This window comes from Sorangium sp. So ce836, assembly GCF_028553905.1.
Taxonomy (GTDB): Bacteria; Myxococcota_A; Polyangia; order Polyangiales; family Polyangiaceae; genus Sorangium; species Sorangium cellulosum_D.
The window spans coordinates 6,512,774-6,532,774 of the sequence record NZ_CP102233.1 but is presented as its reverse complement, the minus strand read 5'-3'; the positions used below and the strand labels follow the sequence as shown (position 1 = coordinate 6,532,774).

The 20,001-nt window shown below is 72.1% G+C and carries 21 protein-coding genes; 11 read left to right on the top strand and 10 right to left on the bottom strand.

The genetic code is table 11. The features are described 5' to 3' along the window. From NQZ70_RS23720 to NQZ70_RS23695, 6 genes are all read right to left on the bottom strand, one after another. Positions 1-1,593: a class I adenylate-forming enzyme family protein gene (locus tag NQZ70_RS23720; RefSeq protein WP_129576230.1), complete on the bottom strand. Its 1,593-nt coding sequence runs from the start codon at positions 1,591-1,593 to the stop codon at positions 1-3. Positions 1,594-1,615: 22 nt separating this feature from the next. After that, positions 1,616-1,876 (bottom strand): acyl carrier protein, encoded by a 261-nt coding sequence (locus NQZ70_RS23715; protein ID WP_129576229.1) that lies wholly within the window; start codon positions 1,874-1,876, stop codon positions 1,616-1,618. 230 nt (positions 1,877-2,106) lie between these two features. Then, positions 2,107-3,081, bottom strand: coding sequence for an NAD(+) synthase (gene nadE, locus NQZ70_RS23710; RefSeq protein ID WP_129576228.1), 975 nt, complete (start codon positions 3,079-3,081; stop codon positions 2,107-2,109). Positions 3,082-3,303: 222 nt separating this feature from the next. Then, the gene (locus tag NQZ70_RS23705) at positions 3,304-4,269 is read right to left on the bottom strand and encodes an aspartate carbamoyltransferase catalytic subunit (RefSeq protein ID WP_129576227.1); all 966 of its coding nucleotides are present in this window, start codon (positions 4,267-4,269) and stop codon (positions 3,304-3,306) included. Positions 4,270-4,277: 8 nt separating this feature from the next. Beyond that, the gene (gene pyrR, locus NQZ70_RS23700; RefSeq protein ID WP_129576226.1) at positions 4,278-4,841 is read right to left on the bottom strand and encodes a bifunctional pyr operon transcriptional regulator/uracil phosphoribosyltransferase PyrR; all 564 of its coding nucleotides are present in this window, start codon (positions 4,839-4,841) and stop codon (positions 4,278-4,280) included. A 142-nt stretch (positions 4,842-4,983) separates the two neighbouring features. Beyond that, entirely contained in the window at positions 4,984-6,318 is a 1,335-nt protein-coding gene (locus NQZ70_RS23695) for a hypothetical protein (RefSeq protein ID WP_129576225.1), read from the bottom strand. A 107-nt stretch (positions 6,319-6,425) separates the two neighbouring features. On the opposite strand from NQZ70_RS23695, the gene NQZ70_RS23690 reads away from it, so the two are divergent. From NQZ70_RS23690 to ribD, 10 genes are all read left to right on the top strand, one after another. Then, entirely contained in the window at positions 6,426-7,151 is a 726-nt protein-coding gene (locus tag NQZ70_RS23690; protein WP_129576224.1) for a DUF177 domain-containing protein, read from the top strand. A gap of 4 nt (positions 7,152-7,155) precedes the next feature. After that, positions 7,156-7,350, top strand: a complete 195-nt coding sequence (gene rpmF / locus NQZ70_RS23685) for a 50S ribosomal protein L32 (RefSeq protein ID WP_020736516.1) — start codon at positions 7,156-7,158, stop codon at positions 7,348-7,350. Further along, on the top strand, positions 7,347-7,469 hold the full coding sequence (locus tag NQZ70_RS23680) for a hypothetical protein (RefSeq protein WP_272829053.1): 123 nt from the start codon (positions 7,347-7,349) through the stop codon (positions 7,467-7,469). The genes rpmF and NQZ70_RS23680 overlap by 4 nt, the downstream gene beginning before the upstream one ends. Then, complete coding sequence (locus NQZ70_RS23675; RefSeq protein WP_129576223.1) at positions 7,466-8,461, top strand: beta-ketoacyl-ACP synthase III; 996 nt, start codon at positions 7,466-7,468, stop codon at positions 8,459-8,461. The genes NQZ70_RS23680 and NQZ70_RS23675 overlap by 4 nt, the downstream gene beginning before the upstream one ends. A gap of 175 nt (positions 8,462-8,636) precedes the next feature. Beyond that, entirely contained in the window at positions 8,637-9,578 is a 942-nt protein-coding gene (fabD, locus tag NQZ70_RS23670) for an ACP S-malonyltransferase (RefSeq protein ID WP_129576222.1), read from the top strand. Between the two features lie 6 nt (positions 9,579-9,584). Continuing rightward, positions 9,585-10,331: a 3-oxoacyl-ACP reductase FabG gene (gene fabG, locus NQZ70_RS23665; RefSeq protein WP_129576221.1), complete on the top strand. Its 747-nt coding sequence runs from the start codon at positions 9,585-9,587 to the stop codon at positions 10,329-10,331. A gap of 146 nt (positions 10,332-10,477) precedes the next feature. Continuing rightward, positions 10,478-10,726 (top strand): acyl carrier protein, encoded by a 249-nt coding sequence (gene acpP / locus NQZ70_RS23660; RefSeq protein ID WP_020736512.1) that lies wholly within the window; start codon positions 10,478-10,480, stop codon positions 10,724-10,726. Positions 10,727-10,853: 127 nt separating this feature from the next. Continuing rightward, positions 10,854-12,098: a beta-ketoacyl-ACP synthase II gene (gene fabF, locus NQZ70_RS23655; RefSeq protein ID WP_129576220.1), complete on the top strand. Its 1,245-nt coding sequence runs from the start codon at positions 10,854-10,856 to the stop codon at positions 12,096-12,098. A gap of 24 nt (positions 12,099-12,122) precedes the next feature. Continuing rightward, complete coding sequence (gene nrdR / locus NQZ70_RS23650; protein WP_020736510.1) at positions 12,123-12,584, top strand: transcriptional regulator NrdR; 462 nt, start codon at positions 12,123-12,125, stop codon at positions 12,582-12,584. A 16-nt stretch (positions 12,585-12,600) separates the two neighbouring features. After that, positions 12,601-13,746, top strand: coding sequence for a bifunctional diaminohydroxyphosphoribosylaminopyrimidine deaminase/5-amino-6-(5-phosphoribosylamino)uracil reductase RibD (gene ribD / locus NQZ70_RS23645; RefSeq protein WP_129576219.1), 1,146 nt, complete (start codon positions 12,601-12,603; stop codon positions 13,744-13,746). Between the two features lie 18 nt (positions 13,747-13,764). Here the strand turns inward: ribD and def are convergent, their stop codons facing one another. Both def and NQZ70_RS23635 read right to left on the bottom strand, forming a co-directional pair. Beyond that, positions 13,765-14,277 (bottom strand): peptide deformylase, encoded by a 513-nt coding sequence (def, locus tag NQZ70_RS23640; protein ID WP_129576218.1) that lies wholly within the window; start codon positions 14,275-14,277, stop codon positions 13,765-13,767. A 139-nt stretch (positions 14,278-14,416) separates the two neighbouring features. After that, positions 14,417-16,546 (bottom strand): ATPase, T2SS/T4P/T4SS family, encoded by a 2,130-nt coding sequence (locus NQZ70_RS23635; RefSeq protein ID WP_165374121.1) that lies wholly within the window; start codon positions 16,544-16,546, stop codon positions 14,417-14,419. Positions 16,547-17,531: 985 nt separating this feature from the next. Between NQZ70_RS23635 and NQZ70_RS23630 the strand changes: the two genes are divergently transcribed. Continuing rightward, entirely contained in the window at positions 17,532-17,738 is a 207-nt protein-coding gene (locus NQZ70_RS23630) for a cold-shock protein (RefSeq protein ID WP_012236438.1), read from the top strand. A gap of 198 nt (positions 17,739-17,936) precedes the next feature. On the opposite strand, the gene NQZ70_RS23625 is transcribed toward NQZ70_RS23630, so the two are convergent. Further along, entirely contained in the window at positions 17,937-18,881 is a 945-nt protein-coding gene (locus NQZ70_RS23625; protein ID WP_129576216.1) for a metallophosphoesterase, read from the bottom strand. Positions 18,882-18,998: 117 nt separating this feature from the next. Beyond that, entirely contained in the window at positions 18,999-19,973 is a 975-nt protein-coding gene (locus tag NQZ70_RS23620) for an SUMF1/EgtB/PvdO family nonheme iron enzyme (RefSeq protein ID WP_129576215.1), read from the bottom strand. Positions 19,974-20,001: the final 28 nt, after the last annotated feature.

The following is a 20,001-nucleotide window of genomic DNA, read 5'->3' as shown; positions in this document are numbered from 1 at the left end:
TCAGATGAGCTCGCTCTTCTTGACTTTGCCGCTCGCCGTCTTGGGGAGCGCGTCCATGAACTCGACGAACTTGGGCACGGCGACCTCGTCGAGCTCGGACCGCACCTTCTTGCGGACGTCGTCGGCCGTCACCGCGGCGTCGGGGGCCTTCACGACGGCGGCCTTCACCGCGACGCCGAGCACCTGATCCGGCACGCCGACGACCGCCACCTCGACCACGCCCGGGACCTTGCAGATCACGGACTCGACCTCGAGGGGGCTCACCTTCTCGCCGCGAGTCTTGATGATGTCGTCCTTGCGCGCGACGAAGTAGAGGTACCGCTCCTCATCCATCTTGAAGAGGTCGCCGGTGTGGAGCACGACCTCGCCCGGGAGGGGCCCCGGCCGGAGCGCGCGCGCGGTCGCGTCGGGGTTCTTCCAGTAGCCGCGCATCACGTTGGGCCCGCGCACGACGAGCTCGCCCACCTCGCCCGGCGCCGCCCGCGTGCCGTCCTCCCGCTCGATCCAGAGCTCCTCGTTCGGCATCGCGATGCCCACGGAGGACGGCCGCTCCAGCGAGAGCGACGGCGGCAGGTAGCAGACGCGCGTGCACTCGGTCTGGCCGTACATCGCGAAGAAGGAGGCGCGCGGGAGGAGCTCGCGGAGGCGCAGGAGCTGCGGCGCGGGTAGGCCGTACGCGGCGTTCGTCATGTAGCGGAGCGCCGAGAGGTCCGCCTTCGCGAAGTTCTTCAGCGACAGCATCGAGGCGAAGATCGTCGGCACGCCCGCGAAGCCGGTGGCGCGCTCGTCGGCCAGCTTCTGGACGATGGGCCACGGCATGGAGAAGCCCCTCTCGAGCACGATGGTCCCGCCGAACGCGTGCGTCACGAGCAGCTGGAAGAGGCCGTAGGTGTGCGACAGCGGCAGCACGCAGAGGATCACGTCGTCCGCCGTGTGCTCGAGGTACGCGCCGATCGCCGCGCTGCTGTTGCGCAGGTTCTGGTGCGTCAGCATGACCCCCTTCGACTCGCCCGTGCTGCCGCTCGTCCAGCAGAGCGTCGCGAGGTCGAGCTCGATCGCGCGGCGCTCGGGCGCCTCGCTCGGCGCGGCGGCCAGCGCCTCCTGGAAGTCGCGCCCCTCGGGCGAGGGGCCGGCCGCGGCGGCCGGGGGCGCGGCGCCGCTCAGGAACGTCGCCGCCGGCCGCGCGGCGGGCGGGAGCTCGGCCACGGCCGCGAGCCCCTCGCGCATGCTGCGCGCCGCCACGAGCGCGCGCGGCTCGGCGAGCGCCATGACCTGGCCGAGGCGCCGGGGTCGCATCGCGGTGCCGAGCAGCGACGGCACCCCGTCGGCCCGCAGCGCGCCGTAGTACGCGACGACCGCGTCAACGCCGTTGTCGAGCGCGATCATCACGCGATCGCCGCGCTGCACGCCGGACGCGCGGAAGAGGGCGCCGCAGCGGTCGGCGAGCGCGTCGAGCTCGCGGTACGTGAGCCGCCGCCCCTCGGAGACCAGCGCGACGTGGTCGGGGCGCGAATCGGCGAACGATCGCAGCGCGGAGTCGATGAGGAAGCGATCCGAGCGCGGATCGCGGCGAGCGGTGTGCTGCGTGCTCATGCGCCCCCCGTGGGTGTTCGGGCTAGTTGCTGCTCTTCTTCCCGCTGACGTAGGTCACGAGCCGGGCGATCGAGCCGAAATTCTCCGGCACCATCTCCTCGTCGGCGACCTGGATGCCGAGGTCCTGCTCGAGGAACTGGACGATCTCGAGGACGGCCGTCGAGTCGAGGATTCCTTGATCGAGCAAAGGGACCTCGGCCCCCAGATCGGCGGTAGCGCCCCTGTATCCGAACGAGGCGACCAGGAAGTTGCGAATCGTCGATTCGATGCTGGAAGTGCTCATGGAGTTAACTTCTACGTCTATCACCCCCCAGGCTGACCTGTCGAGGACACTCGGAGGAGCCGCGTCCGGGTTCCAGCGCGCAGATCGCCCGAGGGCGCTGTCCGTCTCTCGTCTCTGTCCGGCGCTGGTCGCCGCGGGACGGACGCTGCCGAGGTGAGAGTCGCGACTCGCGATCTCGTCGCGAGTCCGCCGTGGTCGTGGGGCGCTCTCTCGCCGAGGGGCGCCGATCGTCAGGCGTGGCCCTGGTCGCGGACGAGCACCGGCTGCGCGTGGAGGTACTGCGCCACGCGGCGCTTCGCCTCGATGTCCTTGAACACGCGCTCGACCTGCTCCGGCGTGATGCCGACGGCGGGCGCCGCCTCCGCGGCCGGTACCTTGTTGTTGTAGGCGTAGAGGCAGAGGTCCATCTTGTCGTAGGGGAGCGCGAAGTAGAACTCGTCCTGTCCCTGCGGCAGCGAGAACGTGTCCGTGGTCGGCGCGCGCCTGCGGATGTCGGCGGGGACGCCGATGTACTCGGCGAGCGCGTAGACCTGGCTCTTGTACAGGTGCGCGATCGGCTTGAAATCCGCGGCGCCGTCGCCCTGCTTCACGAAGAAGCCCTGATCGTACTCGAGCAGGTTCGGCGTGCCGGCGACGGCGTAATTGAGCCTGTCCGCGTGGTAGTACTCCATCATCTTGCGGATGCGCTGCTTGAAGTTCGTCGCGGCGACGAGCTGCAGGTACGCGTTCAGCGGCATCCGCTTCACCCGCGGCTCCTCGCCGGGCGGCTGCGCCGTCAGCTGCGAGACGTTCAGCCGGTCACTCTCGAGGATCGAGGGCAGGGTGATCTTGAACTTCCAGCTCTCGTTGTAGTCCGGGTAGACCATCCGGATCGCCTCGTCCTGCCGCTCGTAGCAGCGCAGGCCGGTGAGCGCGGGCTTGATGTTCTCGATGATCGACTCGATGCCGAGGTGCTCGGCGAGCAGCTTGCCGAGCCGGAGCGCGTCGTCCGAGGTGTCGCGCTCGGGCATGAAGATGCCGAGCACCTTGTCCTTGCCGAGCGCGCGGGCACACAGCGTCGAGACGACGGAGCTGTCGATCCCGCCCGAGATCCCGACCACGGCCCCGCGCCGCCGCAGCGTACCGAATACCTGATCCCGGATGGCCTGCTCGATCTCTTGCGCTACCGCCGGGGCATCGATCTTGAGGACGTCTCGCGAAAACATGGTTGGCATCCACCCTTTCAAAAAGATGGACCAGCCTATTAAAACGCGGCGCGGCAGGGAACCCCGTTCGCCGCGGGCCGCCGCAAGCCCGCGCGGCCACGAGGGAACGGCGCGTCCGGCCCCGGCGCGCTGTTCCCTCCCGTCCGCTCGTGATGGTTCGGGCTCGCGGCCCACTCGCCGCGCGCTGACGCTGACGCCGGCCGCGCGAGCGCGCGGCCGGCGTCAGACCGCGGGCCGCGGCTCGCCGGTCGCGGAGAACTCGTTGGCCTCCGCGGCCAGGACCCAGAGCACCGCCATCCTGACCGCGACGCCGGCCTCGACCTGGTCGAGGATGACGCTCTGCTGGCCATCGGCGACGCGCGGATCGATCTCCACGCCCCGGTTCATCGGCCCCGGGTGCATCACGATCGCGTCCGGCTTGGCGAGCGCGAGCCGGGCCGGGCTCAGCCCGAAGGTGCGGCTGTACTCGCGCGTGCTGGGCAGGAAGCTGCCGCTCAGCCGCTCGCGCTGCACCCGCAGCATCATCACCACATCGGCGCCCTCGAGGGCGGGCTCGATCCGGTCGTAGAGCGTCGCGCCGAGCGACTCGCCCGCGACCGGGAGGAGCGTGCGCGGCCCGGCGAAGCGGACCCGCGCGCCCATCGTCGTGAGCAGGTGCGCGTTCGAGCGGGCCACGCGGCTGTGGACGATGTCGCCGCAGATGGCGACCTCCAGCCCCTCCAGCCGCCCCTTGGCGCGCCGGATCGTGAACGCGTCGAGCAGCGCCTGCGTCGGGTGCTCGTGCGTGCCGTCGCCCGCGTTGACGACCGCGGCGCGCGTGCGCGCGGCGATGTAGTGCGGCGCGCCCGACGCGCTGTGCCGGATGACGAGGACGTCGGGCTGCATCGCCTGGAGGTTCTGCACCGTGTCGAGCAGCGACTCCCCCTTGACGGCGCTCGAGGTGGAGACGCTGATGTTGATCACATCGGCGCTGAGCCGCTTGCCCGCGAGCTCGAACGACGTCCGCGTGCGCGTCGAGGGCTCGTAGAACAGGTTCACGACCGTCTTGCCGCGGAGCGTGGGCACCTTGCGGACGCTCCGCCGGGAGACGTCGAAGAGCGACTCGGCGGCGTCCAGGAGGGCCACGATCTCGGGGCGCGTCAGCCCCTCGATGCCGAGCAGGTGTCGGTGCGGGTAAATCCTCCTCATGCGCTGGCTTACGTTCCTTCCGGGGGAGAGGGGGGCTCCGAGATCTTGGCGCCGGCGGCGGTGACGAGAGCCCAGAGCTCGCCAGCGCGCTCCACCACGTCGACGCGCTGCCCGGGGGCGAGCTCGACCGCGCGGACGACGTAGTCGGGGTGAATCGGCAGCTCCCGGCCGCCGCGATCGACGAGCGCGACGAGCTCGATCCGCTGCGGCCGCCCGTAGTCGAGCACCGCGTCGAGCGCCGCGCGGATGGTGCGGCCGGTGTAGATCACGTCGTCGATCAGCACGATGCGCCGGCCGTCGACGGGGAAGGTGATGTGGCTGGGGCCGATGCGCGGGTTCGGCAGGGCGGTCGCGGCGTCGTCGCGGTAGAGCGTGATGTCGACGGCGCCGACCGGCGGCGCGTGCCCCTCGATCTCGAGGAGCAGCGCGGCGAGCCGCTTGGCGAGCGGCTCGCCGCCCCGCCGGATCCCGATGAGCGCCAGATCGTCCACGCCGCGGCCGCGCTCGGCGATCTGGAGCGCGATGCGCCGCAGGCCGCGCCCGATGGCGGCCGGGTCGAGCAGAGCTTCCATGGCGCGGCGAGGGCTAGCACAGCGAGCGCCCTGCACCCAAGGGCCGCGTGCGCCGCCCGCCGGATCGCCCGCTCGCCCGAGGGGGCGCGCCGCCTTCGGGCCCTCGCGCGGCGGCGGGGCGGACGGCGCGGCGCCGGCGCGGTCAATCCGGCTGGTGGAGGACGCGCTGGGTGCGCTCGAAAAAATAGAACCGCTCGAAGCCCGCGCGCTGGAACGTGAGCGCGCCGAACGCGTTCACGGCGATCGCGGCCGCGCCGAGGGCGTAGAACGGCGCGCCGAAGCGGCGGCCCCCGACGGCGATCATGGCGAAGAGGAACGGGGCGAAGTCGTTGGAGAAGCGGTAGCCGAACTGGATCCAGCCGCTGTTCTGGTAGAAGAGGCTCGGCAGCGCGACCGCGGCCGCCGTGGCGGCGAGCGCCCAGAACACGGGCGGCGTGCGCCGGGGCCAGAGCGCCCACGCGTAGATCGGCGTCGTCACCCAGAGCGCGAGGCCGTGCGCGTTGATCTGGAAGGGCGCGCCCTCTGCGTGGGTGTACGGCAAGCTCGTGAGCACCACCGCGAGGTTGCGCGGCAGGTAGTGGTACGAGAAGAGCCCCCACTTCTCGATCCGCGCGCGCCAGGCGATGTGGAGGTACCGGTGCCCGAACTCGGCCGCGTCGCCGAACCGCGCGTGGTTGTGCCAGAGCAGCGCGGCGAGGACGAGCGCCGCCGGCGCGGCGAACAGGGCGAGCCGGCGGGCGAGGGCGCGCGGATCGGAGCGGCCGACGCGGAGCGCCTCGCAGAGGAACAGCGGCAGGGCGAAGCCGAGCGGCGTGCGGGTCGCGAAGCCGAGGCCCAGCGCGAGGCCTGCGGCGAGCGGGTGGGCGGCGTCGAGCGCGCAGTAGAGGTAGATGCACGCGAGCGCCACGCCGACGACGTGCGCCGCGAACCACACCGTCCCTTGCACGGCGCTGAACCAGTACACGCTCCCGAACGCGAAGAGCAGCGCGAGCGCGGCGTTCTCGGCCTGCGTGCGGCGGCTGCGCCGCGACGCCGAGAGCCTCTCGAGCGCTAGGAAGAGGACGGCCGGGCCGACGCCGGCGAACGCCAGGAAGAACTGCCCGTCGCGCACGCGCTCGGCGCTGCCGGCGAGCTTCACGAGCGGCGCGATGAGGACGGCGGGGAAGGGGGGGAAGCTGACGTAGGTGCGATCGCCGAACACGGCGAAGTCGTTGCCGCCCGCGTACGCCGGCGGCGGACCGCCGAGGTCGAGGCGGCCGTGCAGCCACGCCTCCGCCAGCAGGGCGTAGTGGTTGAAGGGCGTGTGGACCGCGAAGAGCTCGCGCGAGGCGCTGGCGCCGTACACGAGCGTCACGAGCGCGTAGAGGGCGAGCGCGATCGCCGCGCGCCGGCTCGCCCGCGGGGCCTCCCCCGAAGGCTCCGGTCGCTCGCCGGCGGCGCCCGCGGCGGGGATCTCGGGCGTGGCGCTATGGTCCATGCGGGGGCGACGCTACCATGCGGCCCCGCCCCGGCGGCGGCTCGCGCTCGGTCTTGCGAGCCAACGCACCCCGCGCTAAACGCTCCGCTTTCACTGGCCCGGAACCCATGTCCCAGATCGCCGTCTCCGCCAACGACATCGACCTCTCCGGCCTCTCGCTGGACATGCCGCTGCCCACCGACTGGCTGAGCGCAGAGCTCGCCGACGCCGACGTCGCCGGGCGCGCGCCCGGCCACCTCACCGCCCGCCTCTCCCGCACGGGGAACGAGATCGTCGTGCGCGGCCGCGTCAAGGCGCCGGTCGCCACGCCGTGCGCGCGGTGCCTGTCGCCGGCCGCGCTGGACATCGACGCCGAGCTCTCGCTCCTCTTGCGCCCGGCGCCGAAGGCCGAGCCCCACGGGCACGGCCACCGGCGGGACGATGCGGGCCGCAACGGGGCGGCGAAGGCGGGGGCCAAGGTCAAGGAGCCCGAGTACGAGTTCACGGCCGACGAGGCCGACTTCGACACGTACGACGGCGAGACGGTGGTGCTCGATCCGTTCATCCGGGAAGCCATTCTCCTCGAGATGCCGAACTTCCCCTTGTGCTCTGAGGCTTGCCCGGGTATCGGTCCTGCCGCGTCCCGAGAGGACCGCGACGGCGGCTCCTCGACCCTCGCCGGCGGGGCGGAGGAGGACGAGGCCGCTCCAGGCCTCGACCCGCGGCTCGCGCCGCTCAGCGCGCTCCGAGAGAAGCTTGGACAGAAGCCCGGCGGCTCTGACCGGCGCGCGCAATCTGCCTCGACCTCCCCGGCCAAGGCCGGGACACCGAAGAAGAAGACCAAGAAGGAGTAGCTCCGTGGCCGTCCCCAAGAGGAAAACCACCCCCAGCAAGCGCGACATGCGGCGCGCCAACCACGACAAGGTGACCCCCGTCCAGCTCGTCTCTTGCGAGAACTGCGGGGAAGCCCGGCTCCCGCACCGCGCCTGTGGCGCCTGCGGGCACTACAACGGGCGTAAGGCGAAGGCGACCAAGGCGACCGCGGCCACATGACCGGGGCGGGTGCGCGGACGCCGGGGCGCGCGATCGCAGCGCCCGCGCACCCGGGCGCGGCGAAGGCCCAGGCGGACGCGGCGAAGATCCACGCGGGCGCGCGAGGGGGCCTCGCGTGAGCGCCGCGCGGCCGAACAGCCGCATCCTCGGGACGGGCAGCTACGCGCCAGCCCGGGTCCTGCACAACACCGATCTCGAGAAGATCGTCGACACCTCCGACAGCTGGATCAGCGAGCGGACCGGGATCCGCCGGCGCCACATCGCCGCCGAGGGCGAGCTCACGAGCGACATGGCCGCCGCCGCCGGGCGCTCCGCGCTGGCAGCGGCCGGGCTCTCCGCCGCCGACCTCGACATGATCATCGTCGGGACGATCAGCGGCGACAGCCCGATGCCCGCCTGCGCCGTGCACGTGCAGCAGAAGCTCGGCGCCCAGGAGATCCCCTCGTTCGACATCTCGGCGGCCTGCGCGGGCTTCGTCTACGGGCTCACCATCGCCGATCAGTTCATCTCCAACGGCGTGGCCCGGAACATCCTCGTGGTCGGCGTCGAGCTGCTCTCGCGCATCCTGAACTGGAAGGATCGCACGACGTGCGTCCTGTTCGGCGACGGCGCCGGCGCGGTCGTGCTCGGGCCTGCGTCCGGCGACGGCAGGGGCATCGTCTCGACGCGGATCTTCAGCGACGGCGGGCTCGCGAGTTCGCTGGTCATCCCGGGCGGCGGCACGGCCGAGCCGCTCACCGCCGAGGGCATCGAGCAGAACCGCAACAAGGTCCACATGGTGGGGCAGGACATCTTCAAGGTCGCCGTGAAGAACCTCTCCAGCGCCTCGCTGATCGCGCTCGAAACGGCGGGCATGTCGGCCACCGACGTCGACTGGGTCGTCGCGCACCAGGCGAACCTGCGGATCATCAGCCAGGTCGCCGCGCGACTCAGCCTCCCGCTGGAGCGGTTCGTGCTGAACATCGAGGAGTACGGCAACACCTCGAGCGCCTCGATCCCGATCGCCCTCGACGAGGCGGTCCGCGACGGGCGCATCAAGCCAGGTCACAACGTCCTGTTCTGCGCGCTCGGCGCTGGCATCTCCTGGGGCGCGTCCGTCGTCCGGATGTGATGGGGCCATGCGCGCGCGCCGGCGTCGGGGTCGATATCTGCGCGTCCGGGCGGCTGAGCTGGCCCGGCGCGCCGGCATGACCGGAGATGTGAGCGGCGCGCGCGCGCCTGCCTCGTGACGTGGTTCGGGGACGGGCCGCGGCGTCCGCCTCCCCCGCTTGGAAGTGAGGGCAAACGTGAAAATCGCTTGGCTGTTTCCAGGGCAAGGGGCCCAAGAGGTGGGGATGGGCAAGGCCCTCGCCGAGGCCTCGGCGGCGGCGCGCGGCGCGTTCGCGCGCGCGGACGCCGCGCTCGGCGAGCCGATCTCGCGGCTCTGCTTCGAGGGGCCGATGGAGGAGCTGACGAAGACGAGCAACACCCAGCCCGCCATCGTCGCCACGAGCTGCGCCGTGGCCGCCGCGCTCATCGAGCACCTGCCCGACCTCGAGCCGCCGCTCTACGCGGCCGGCCACTCGCTCGGCGAGTACAGCGCGCTGGTCGCCGCCGGCGCGCTCGAGATCGAGGAGGCGGTGCGGCTCTGCCGGGTCCGCGGCGCCGCGATGCAGGAGGCCGTGCCGGAGGGCGAGGGGGCCATGGCCGCGATCATGGGGCTCGACCAGCCCGCGGTGCTCGCGATCTGCGAGGAGGCGGCGCAAGGCGAGGTGGTCGCGCCGGCGAACTACAACGGGCCGGGGCAGATCGTGATCGCCGGCCACGGCCCCGCGGTGGCGCGGGCGCGCGAGATGGCCGCCGCCCGCGGCGGCAAGGCGGTCGCGCTCAAGGTGAGCGCCCCCTTCCACTGCGCGCTGATGCGGCCCGCGGCCGAGCGCCTGCGCCCCGAGCTCGAGCGCACCCAGCTGAGGCCGCTCGCCTTCCCGGTGATCGCGAACGTCGACGCGGCGCCGAACGCCGATCCGGAGCGGGTGCCGTCGCTCCTCCTGCGCCAGGTCGACGGCACCGTGCAGTGGATGCGGACGATCGAGCGCATGGCCGAGGACGGCGTCACGCACGCCCTGGAGATCGGCCCTGGCAAGGTGCTCGCCGGGCTGGTGAAGCGGATCACGAAGCAGATCAAGGTGCTCAGCGTGAGCGACATGGCGGGGATTGAGCGCGTGAGCGCGTTCCTTTCGGAGGCATAGGCATCGATGTTCGACCTTACGGGCAAAGTTGCGATCGTCACGGGTGGATCGCGGGGGATCGGGCGGGCTGCGTCGGAGGCGCTGGCGGCGCAGGGGGCGCACGTGATCGTCAACTACGTGCGCGGGGAGGCCGAGGCGCGCGCGCTCGTCGAGGCGATCACCGCGCGCGGCGGTAAGGCCGAGGCGCTCGGCTTCGACGTCGCGAACCTGCAGGCGACCGAGGCCGCCATCGCCGACGCGGCGAAGCGCCTCGGCCGGCTCGACATCCTCGTCGCGAACGCGGGGATCTCGATCGACGGGCTCCTCCTGCGGATCAAGGAGGAGGACCTGGATCGCCTCTTCGCCGTCAACGTCAAGGGCTCGATCGCGTGCGCCCGGGCCGCGACAAAGGTGATGATGCGCGCGCGCACGGGGCGCATCGTCTTCCTCTCCAGCGTCGTGGCCGAGATGGGCAACGTGGGCCAGGCGGCGTACGCCGCGACGAAGGCGGCCCTGCTGGGCGTGACGAAGTCGCTCGCCCGCGAGTACGCCGGGCGCGGCATCACCGTCAACGCGGTGGCGCCCGGGTTCATCGATACCGACATGACGACGACGATCAGCGCTGAGATGAAAGAGGGGCTGACGAAGATGGTCCCGCTCGGGCGTACGGGCCGGCCGGAGGAGGTCGCTGCGGCGATCTCATTCCTGTGCTCCGACGAGGCCAGCTACGTGACGGGCGAGACGCTGCGCGTCAACGGCGGCATGTACGTCTGAGCGCGCTCGTCGGGGGGACGTCGGCAGCCAGGCGTCCGCTCGGCGGCAAACCAGGCGCACACGAAAAAGACGGTCGCAGGTAATTCGATGGTGCAACGCCCATGGCGATGGGCTACTAGGGGGTCCGTTTTCCCGGGAGGAATACCATGGCTGAAGGTCGCGACATCACGGCCGAAGTAAAGCGAATCATCAAGGAACAGCTCGACGTCGACGAGAAGGACATCAAGCCTGAAGCGAGTTTCATCGACGATCTGGGCGCCGATTCGCTGGGCCTGGTGGAGCTTGTCCTCGCGTTCGAGGAGGCGTTCGAGATCGACATTCCGGACGAGGACACGGAGAAGATCCGGACTGTCCAGGATGCGGTCGACTACATCGAAAGGAATGCCAAGAAGTAGCGTCCCCACCGCCCTACCGGACGCGGCGTCACCATGGAGGTGTGATGGCGCGTGAACCGGCGAAGGGTCCGCCCTTCGTCGATGCACGCGTCCTCACCTCTGTGGTGGCGCTAGGGCAAAAAGAGCCATGGAACGCGTTGTCATCACCGGCATCGGGCTCGTTACGCCCAACGGCATCGGGACGCAGGCCACCTGGCAATCTTTGCTGGCTGGCCAGTCCGGTATCGGACCCATCACCCTCTTCGACGCGAGCGCCTTTCCGACGCGCTTCGCCGGCGAGGTGAAGGGGTTCGTCCCGGAGGAGTACATCCCCAAGAAGAAGGTGAAGGAGATGGGCCGCTTCGCCCAGCTCTCCATCGCCGCCTCGCAGATGTGCATGAAGGACGCGGGGATCGAGCTCACCGAGGAGGACCGCGACCAGTGCGGCACCTTCATCGGCGTCGGCCTGGGCGGCCTCGAGTACCTGTTCCAGCACTCGATCACGCTGCACGAGAAGGGCCCCCAGAAGGTCAGCCCCTATTTCATCCCGACGGTCATCGCCAACCTCGCCGCGGGGCAGGTGGCGCTGGCGCTCGACCTGCGGGGCGCGAGCTACTGCAACACGAGCGCGTGCTCGTCGAGCGCGCACTCGCTCGGCGAGGCGTTCGAGTGGATCCGCCGCGGGCGCTCGCACATCATGCTCACGGGCGGCGCCGAGGCGACGATCACCGGCCTCGGCATCGGCGGGTTCTGCGCGATGTTCGCGCTCTCGCGGCGCAACGAGGAGCCGCAGCGGGCGAGCCGCCCCTGGGACAAGGGGCGCGACGGCTTCGTCTGCTCCGAGGGCGCCGGGTCGCTCCTGCTCGAGTCGCTCTCCCACGCGAAGAAGCGCGGCGCGAAGATCTACGCGGAGGTCGTGGGGTACGGCGCCTCGTGCGACGCGTACCACATCACCAAGCCGGCGCCCGAGGGCGCCGGGGCGCAGCGCGCGATGAAGATGGCGCTCGAAGACGCCAGGCTCGCGCCGGACGCGATCGACTACATCAACGCCCACGGCACCTCGACGCCCCAGGGCGACATCGAGGAGACCCGGGCGATCCTGAAGCTCTTTGGCGAACACGCGGCGTCGAAGCGCCTCTGGGTGAGCTCGACGAAGTCGGCGATGGGCCACCTGCTCGGGGGCGCCGGCGGCGTCGAGGCGGCGGTCTGCGCCCTCGCGCTGCATCACGGCGCGGTGCCGCCGACGCTCAACCTGGACGACCCCGAGCCCGAGTGCACCCTGGACTACGTGCCGTTCACCTCCCGCGAGCGCCGCCTGAAGCACGTGATGTCGAACTCCTTCGGCTTCGGCGGGACGAACGTGTCCCTCGTGCTCTCCCAGTTCGACGGCTGATCGCGCGCCGCGCCGGATGGCTCGATGAAGTGCCCATTTTGCGGCCACCTCGAGGACCGGGTCATCGACTCCCGCGCCGGCGGCGCGGGCGACGTGATCCGCCGGAGGCGCGAGTGCGCCTCGTGCGAGCGCAGGTTCACGACCTACGAGCGCGTCGAGGACATCCTGCCGACGGTCGTCAAGAAGGACGGCCGGCGGGAGCCCTTCGACCGGCAGAAGCTCGTGCGGGGGCTCCGCATCGCCTGCAACAAGCGGCCCGTGTCCACCGACCAGATCGAGGCCATCGCCGACGCGATCGAGCGTGAGGCGCAGGAATCCGAGCGGCGGGAGATCCTGTCGACCGAGCTCGGCGAGCGGGTGATGAACCACCTGCGGGCGCTCGATGAGGTCGCCTACGTCCGGTTCGCCAGCGTCTATCGTTCCTTTCGGGACATCGACCAGTTCATGGTCGAGCTTGGCAAGCTTGTGAAGGCCAAGGCGCCCTAGTAGATCCGGCACTTCGATGTCTGCGAAGCTCCCCACCCCCGATCCCGAGTTCGACGCCGCGATGATGCGCCTCGCCATCGAGGAGGCGCACAAGGCGATGCCGTCGCCGAACCCCCCGGTCGGCGCGGTGGTGGTGAACACCGCGGGGGACGTCATCGCCGTCGCGCACCACGCGCGCGCCGGCGAGGAGCACGCCGAGGGGCTCGCGCTCGCGATGGCCGGGGACGCGGCGCGCGGCGGGACGCTCTACGTGACGCTGGAGCCCTGCAACCACGAGGGGCGCACGCCGCCCTGCGTGGACGCGGTGCTGAGCGCCGGCATCAAGCGCGTCGTCATCGGCGCGCCCGATCCGAACCCCGGGGTGGTCGGCGGCGGGGCGCAGCGGCTCAGCGACGCCGGGCTCGCCGTCGAGCTCGGCGTGGCCAGCGCCGATGCCCGCGCGCTGATCGCGCCCTGGACCAAGTTCATCACGACCGGCATCCCCCACATCGCGCTCAAGCTCGCCCTGTCGCTGGACGGCCGCATCGCGACCCGCACGGGGGCCTCCAAGTGGGTCACCGGCCCGGAGGCGCGCGCCAAGGTGCAGGAGCTCCGCTCGCGCCACGACGCGGTGGCGATCGGGATCGGCACCGCGCTGGCCGACGACCCTCGCCTCACCCTGCGCGAGGCGGGGCTCCCGCCGGGCGGGCGGAGCCCCATCCGGCTCGTCTTCGACACGCGGCTCCGGCTGCCGCTCCACACGCGCCTGGCGCAGACGGCGCGGGATGTGCCGACGTGGGTGCTCACGGGCGCCGACGCGCCCGAGGCGGCCGAGCAGGTCCTCGTGGACGCGGGCTGCGTCGTCCTGCGCGCGCCGACCTCGGCGGAGGGCCGGGTCGACGTGACCGCCGCGATGCGCCTCTGCGCCTCGCAGGGGATCGTCTCCATCCTCGTGGAGGGCGGCGCCGAGCTCGCCGGCAGCCTGCTCGCGTCGCGCCTGCCGGACGAGCTCCACGCCTTCGTCGCGCCCATCCTGCTCGGCCCCCGCGGCCGTCCGGGCGCGGTCGACTGGGCCGGCCCGGACACGCCGGGGGACGCGCCCCGGATCGTCGATCCGCGCTGGGAGCTCTGCGGCCGCGACGCGTACGTCAGCGGCCCTCTGGCCTTCCCGGCGCGCAGCTGACCGGGGCGCGGGCGCGGCTCAGCCCGTCGCCTCGGCGCCGCGCTTCTGCATCTTCCGCTGGACGATGCGCTTCTTGAGCGTGCCCATCCGGTCGATCATCAGCACGCCGTCGAGGTGATCGAGCTCGTGCTGGATGGCCACGGCGAGCAGGCCGTCGGCCGCGATCTCGAACGTCGCGCCGTCGCGCCCGCGGGCGCGGACGCTGACGCGCTCGGCGCGCTTGATGTCCTCGCTGATGCCGGGGAACGACAGGCAGCCTTCGGGGCCGACCTGCTGTCCGTCCTGCCGGACGATCTCCGGGTTGATGAACACGAGGAGGTTGCTCGGCTCGTTGTCGGAGGCGACGTCGACGAGGAAGATGCGGTGTGGCTCCCCGATCTGCGTGGCCGCGAGGCCGACGCCGGGCGCGGCGTACATGGTCTCGGCCATGTCGTCGATAAGCTTGGTGATCTCGGGGGTGATGTCCCCGACCGGCTGCGCCTTCTGTCGCAGGCGCGGGTCGGGATAGTGGAGGATGGTGCGGATGGCCATGGCTGTTCAACAGCATAACCTCCGTTTCTCGCCGGCGCCCGTCAAGACGTTCTCACCTCGCGCCGGAGATTCGTGCGCTTCTGGTCTCTGCTTGCTCGTGTTTGCTCGTGCTTGCCCGTGATGGCGCTGGCCGGCGGGGCTAGCGGTTGCGCCGGAACGAGGTCGACGTGTCGACGCTGAGCCCGCGCGACTGGAGATCTTCCACGATGTCCGGCACTAGCCCGGAGGGGTGGAACGTCCCCTCCAGCGCGCCGCCGGCGGCCGTCCGCTCGACCACGAACGTGAAGACGTCGCGGATGGCGATCTGCCCGTTCTCGAGCGCGAGCTCGGCCATGCGGAGCACGCGGTGGCGGCCGTCGCGGAGCAGCGCGATCTCGATCGCCAGGTCGAACGACGACGCCAGCCACTCGCGCGCCGCCTCCGGCGTGATCCCCGGGCGGGTCGCGGCGATGTCCGCGGGGAGCCGCGTCACCGCCTGGCGCAGCGTGGGCGCCCGGGCGGCCGCGAGCACGCCGTCCATGCCGCCGCCGATCGCGTCGACGATTTCGGCCGCCACGTGGCCCGAGAACGAGCTCACCACGACCCGCTCCGGCCGGAGGCGCACGGCCGCCTGCACCGCACGCGCCCGCTCGGCCGCCGTGCTGCCGAGCGCGATGGACAGGGTGTTGGGCTGATCGAGGGCGAGCTCGTCCTCGTCCTGGAGCACGACGAACCGATCGTCGGGCTGCGCCGCGGCCGCGAGCGCGCCGAGCAGCCAGCCCGTGCCGGCGTCCCGCGTCCCCGTGACGAGGAGGTTGCCGCGCCCGATCACGCACTGGGAGAGCAGGACGGCCATCGCGCGCGAGATCGTCCCGTTGCGCACCAGGTCCTCGAGCGTGACGTCGGGGCGCTGCGGCTTCCGGATCACCAGCGTGGAGGTCGCCGCCGGCGGGAGCACGGCGAAGAGCCGCCGCCCCTGCGGCAGCGTCCGCTCGACGAAGCGCGCGTCCGGCTCGAGCGGCTGCCCGGCCATCGCGCAGAGCCGGTGGATGACGCGGTCGACCGCGCGATCGCTGCTGAACCCGACCTCCGTGATGACGCGCCGGCGCCCGTGCATCGCGATCACGTGGTCGTGGCGGAACACCTGGATCTCGCCGACCTCGGCGTCGTCGAGCAGGCGATCGAGCGGGCCGAGCGTGAGCAGCTCCCGCTGCGCGTCGGCCATGAGCGCCTCGGCGTCGACCTCGGCGGGGAGCTCGCCCGCCGCGCGCATCGCCTCCGCGCCCGCGGCGATGGCCTGCTCGATCCGCTGGGCGAGCGCGCCGTCCGGCGGCGCCCCGCCGTCGAGCGGCGCGAGGTCGATCAGGTCGGCGAGCCGCTCCACGAGGCGCGCGAGCGCCCTGCGGTGCGCCACGGCCTGCGCCGAGTCGCCTTGCCCCCGGTCGACCCGGTCCGAGACGGGCGGGATGGCGCGCCGGCTGGGGATGGGGACCACGCTGGGGTGGACGGCGACGTTCGCGGTCCCCTGCGGCGGCGCGACGGTCGCGCCGCCCTGACCCGGCAGCGGGGTCGCGGTCGGGTAGGGGCGCGCCATCTGCGTGGTCGGGTGGACGGGGGGCGCCACGGCGCGGCCGTCGCGCGCGCCCGGGGCGTTCGGCGTCGCCGGAGGGATCGGCAGGGGCGGTGGACCGGACGCGCCGCCCTGCGCGCCTGGCGCGATGGGCGGGCGAGGCGAGGGGATGCGCGGCGGGCCGGGGACGGGCATCGCGGCGTCGGCCGACTCGTCCGGATCGTGCTCGAGCGGGAAGTGGCTGATCACGCCCTGGCTGGTGCGCGATGGCTCGCCCTTCTCGTTGATCAGCGGCAGGGGCGCCGACCGGTGCAGCCCCTTCTCGGCGGACGGCGGCGCGCGGTCGGCGAGGTGGGAGGGATCGCCGGTGCCCGTCTCCTCCGGCACGCGCGCCGGGGGCGCGGTGCTGTCGGGGGGCGCCGTTCCGGCCGCCGCCGTCTCGATCCGCAGCACGAAGTCGCCGATGTAGATCTTGTCGCCCTCGCGGACGATCGTCGCCTGGGCGATCTTCCGGCCGTTGACGTACGTGCCGTTCGTGCTCTTGAGATCGGTGACGATGAAGCGCCCGTCGCGGAAGAGCAGGCGGGCGTGCCGCTTCGACACGTTGCCCTTCGGCAGCATCAGGTCGTTGCCCTGCACGCGGCCGACGTTGATCTCTGTCCGGTCGAAGGTTTCGCGGCGCTCCGCGCCCCCTTTCTCGCTGATGATCACCGAGAACATCTCGTCGCCTCGCGGGGCCAGGGCGGAGGTGAGACCCGATGCCCTCGCCACGCCATACGAGCAAGCTCGAACAGACATGTCAACGAGATGCCTTCGGATCGTGCTCACGGGCGGCGAGCGGGCGCGCGGGCGTCGGCTCGCGCGCCCGCGCCGGCCGCGCTCAGCGGGGCGCAGCGCAGGTGGCGCGCGCAGGCGCCGCTCGAGGGAGCCGCACCGCGCCACGCGCGCAGGGGGGCACGCCGGCGGCGCGTCGCCGGACAGGCTGAGCCATCGCCGGCCAGCGGCGCGACGTCGGCGGGCCGTCGCCGGCCATGCGACATCTCGATGGCCGCGTCGAGGGGCGCGAGGCCATCGCGAGCCGCGTCGAGGGGGCGAGGCCATCTCGCGAGCCGCGTCGAGGGGGCGAGGCCATCTCGCGAGCCGCGTCGAGGGGCGCTATGCCATCTCGCGAGCCGCGTCGAGGGCCGCTAGGCCATCTCGCGAGCCGCGTCGAGGGGCGCGACGCCATGCGCGGGTCGACGCACAAGGCTCTTCGATAAGAGCGCAAATCTTGACAGCCGCGCGAATCCTGCTTCGCACCGCGAGGCAACCCCGTGATTGGTCGTGCTTCCGTACTCGCCGTCAGGATCTGCTGTACGGCGGGGCATTCCCGTCGGAAGCTGCTGCAAGGAGCGACTGCCGGTGAGGCGGTGCGGCCTCGCGCGAGCGCGGGTCGAACCATCATCGCTGCTTGACCTTGGCGCATCGGGCCGTTTACGTTGGCGCCCGCTCGGACCGGGGAGAATCGTCGAAGTCGCCGCGCATGCACATCAACCAGCGGCTGGGCAGCCGCCCTGCGCAAGCTGGATTTGTCTACGAGGGGGGTTTTGCTGCAAGCAGCCAAGCCCGCATCGGAATCATAGGAGGCCACAGCCGCGGCCGCGGCCTCCTCCCGACTCCCAGCCTGCGCGCCTCGGGTATCGACGAGCTCTGAAGTGGAGGAAATATGGCAGTTGGCAAGGTAAAGTGGTTCAACGACGAGAAGGGCTGGGGATTCATCAAGCAGGAGACTGGCCCCGACGTCTTCGTTCACTATTCGCAGATCAACGGGGAGGGGCGCCGCCGTCTGTTCGAGGACGAGACCGTCGAATTTGAGATCAAGGAAGGTCCCAAAGGTCTCCAGGCGGTCAACGTGATCCGCGCCACCGCCTGAATTTCCTCCTGACCAGCGCCCCACCGGACTGCCAGCGCAGCGCCCCCGCTGCGATCGAACCACCCCACCTCCGAGCCCGATCATCGCGCGCCCGCACGGCGGGTGCTTCGCGCGGCGGATGAGCTGCGCGCGGCGTCCGGTGGGGCGCCCGGCAGAGCGCCGCGTCGCGCCGGGCGCTCCGCCGAGCGCGGGACGCGCTCAGCGCTCGGGGACCGGGACCTCGCGAAACGCCTCTTGACCCGGGACGAAGCGGTGGGAGGTGATGCCCCTGATCGCCCCCGCGTCGTCGACCTCGTAGACGTTGAACCCGGCCATCCGCTCGTCGCTCTCGTGGAGCAGCGAGGCGCTGGCGGCGCCCACGGCGTCGATGTGACCCCGCTCGGTGTGCAGCTTCCGGTGAATGCGGCGGTGCAGATGCCCGTGCAGCAGCAGGCCGCGGCTGACGTGCCGGAGCAATCGCCCCTCGGCCGCGGCGTCTCCCAGGCCCTCCAGCAAGGTCTTCGCCCGGCTCGCCGGGTTGTGGAAGGGGTGGTGCTGGAGCACGATCGGCGTCCGCCGCCGCACCTCCGGGTGCGACAGCACGCGCTCCAGCGCGCGCAGCTGGACCGGGCCGAGCCGCCCCGAGGCGACCAGCGGCGGACGGGGCCAGGCGGTCGACAGGCCGATGAACGCCACCGGCCCGCGCAGGTGGACGAAGGGGAACGCCGAGCCACCGCCGTCGCCGCGGGGCGCGCCGTCATCGCGCTCGTCCGCGTCGCCGAGCGGGAGGTCGGACCGCAGGTACGGCGCGAAGTACTGGGAGAACCGCTGCGAGCGGTGCGCGCCCTTCGTGTACGCGTCGTGGTTCCCCGGGACGAGGCTCACCCGCTCCGGAGGGAGCCCGAGATCGCGCTGCAGAAAGCTGCGGACGAGGACGAACTCCCGCTCGAGCGCGAGGTTCGACACGTCGCCCGTGATGACGACGTGGTCGACGCCGAGCCGCCGGATCTCCTTCGCCGCCGCGTGCACCGCGTGCGGCTTGTGGATGGCGCGGCGCCGGAAACGGAGGTTGATGTAGCCCGTGAGCCGCTTGTTCAGCAGCCGGAACGGGATGGCCCCCTCGAGGGACAGGAGGTGGAGATCAGAGAGGTGCGCGATCCTCACGGGCGCAGTATGGGCCCTTCCGGCGCGGCGGCCAACCGCGGCGCGGGCTCATCGCCGTCCGCGCGCGAGCGGCGCCGCGCGCGTCGGCTCGTTCAGGCGTCGCACGCGTCGGCTCGGTCAGGCGTCGCGCGCGCAGCGGAAGCCGCGCCACGCGCGGCGGCTGGTCGGCAGATCGTGCCCCCGCGCGGCGCCGCGCAGCCACGGCCGACCCAGGATGTAGCTGCCGCCCCGCAGCACGCGCTCCTCCCCCATGTCGGGCCCCCGCGGATCCTTCGCGCTGCCGCTTGGATACTCGGGATGGTAGTAATCGGCGACCCACTCCTCGACGTTGCCGGCGAGATCGTCGATGCCGTCGGGGGTCCGCCCGGCGACGAACGAGCCGACGGGAGCGAGCTCGAGGAAGCCGTCGCCGTCGTCGAGCTCGTCGAACGAGAGCCGCCCGTGGTTCGCGTGGAACGGGTTGTAGACATGGCCCCACGGGTAACGACGCCCGACCGCGCCGCGCGCGGCGCGCTCCCACTCGGCCTCGGTCGGCAGGCGGCCGCCGGCCCAGGCGCAGTAGCGCTGCGCGTCGCTCCACGAGACGAGCACCACCGGATACCCCGGCCGATCGAACCGCTGCCCGCCGGACGCATAGGGAGGCTCGGTGCAGAGTCCGGCCGAGACGCACCGGCGGTAGCTGGCGACGGTGACCTCGGTGCGATCGATCCAGAAGTCCGACAGGTACACCTCGTGCGGCACGAGCTCGTTCGCGAAGCTCGCCTCGGTCTCGTCGACGCACAGATCGCCGCCCGGCTCGAGCTTGCAGAGCGTCACCGCGTGCGCGATCTCGACCTCGCTCGAGCCCATCGTGAAGCTGCCCGCGCGCACGAGGACCGCGGGCGGCCCGGGCGCGCGCAGCGCGACGACGCTCGCGGGCGAGCGCGCGCCCTGGCCGCCGGCGCTCGCCGGGAGCGCGGCCTGCGCGCTCGCCGGCAGACGCGGGGCGCGCCGCGCGCGGGGGGGAGGAGGAGCAGGAGCGGCCACGCCGACCATGGAGACTGCGAAAATCGAGGCCAGCGCGGCCAGCACGAGCAGAGCCGCCGGACGCATGTCGCAGGCGTAGCATGCTCCAGGCTCG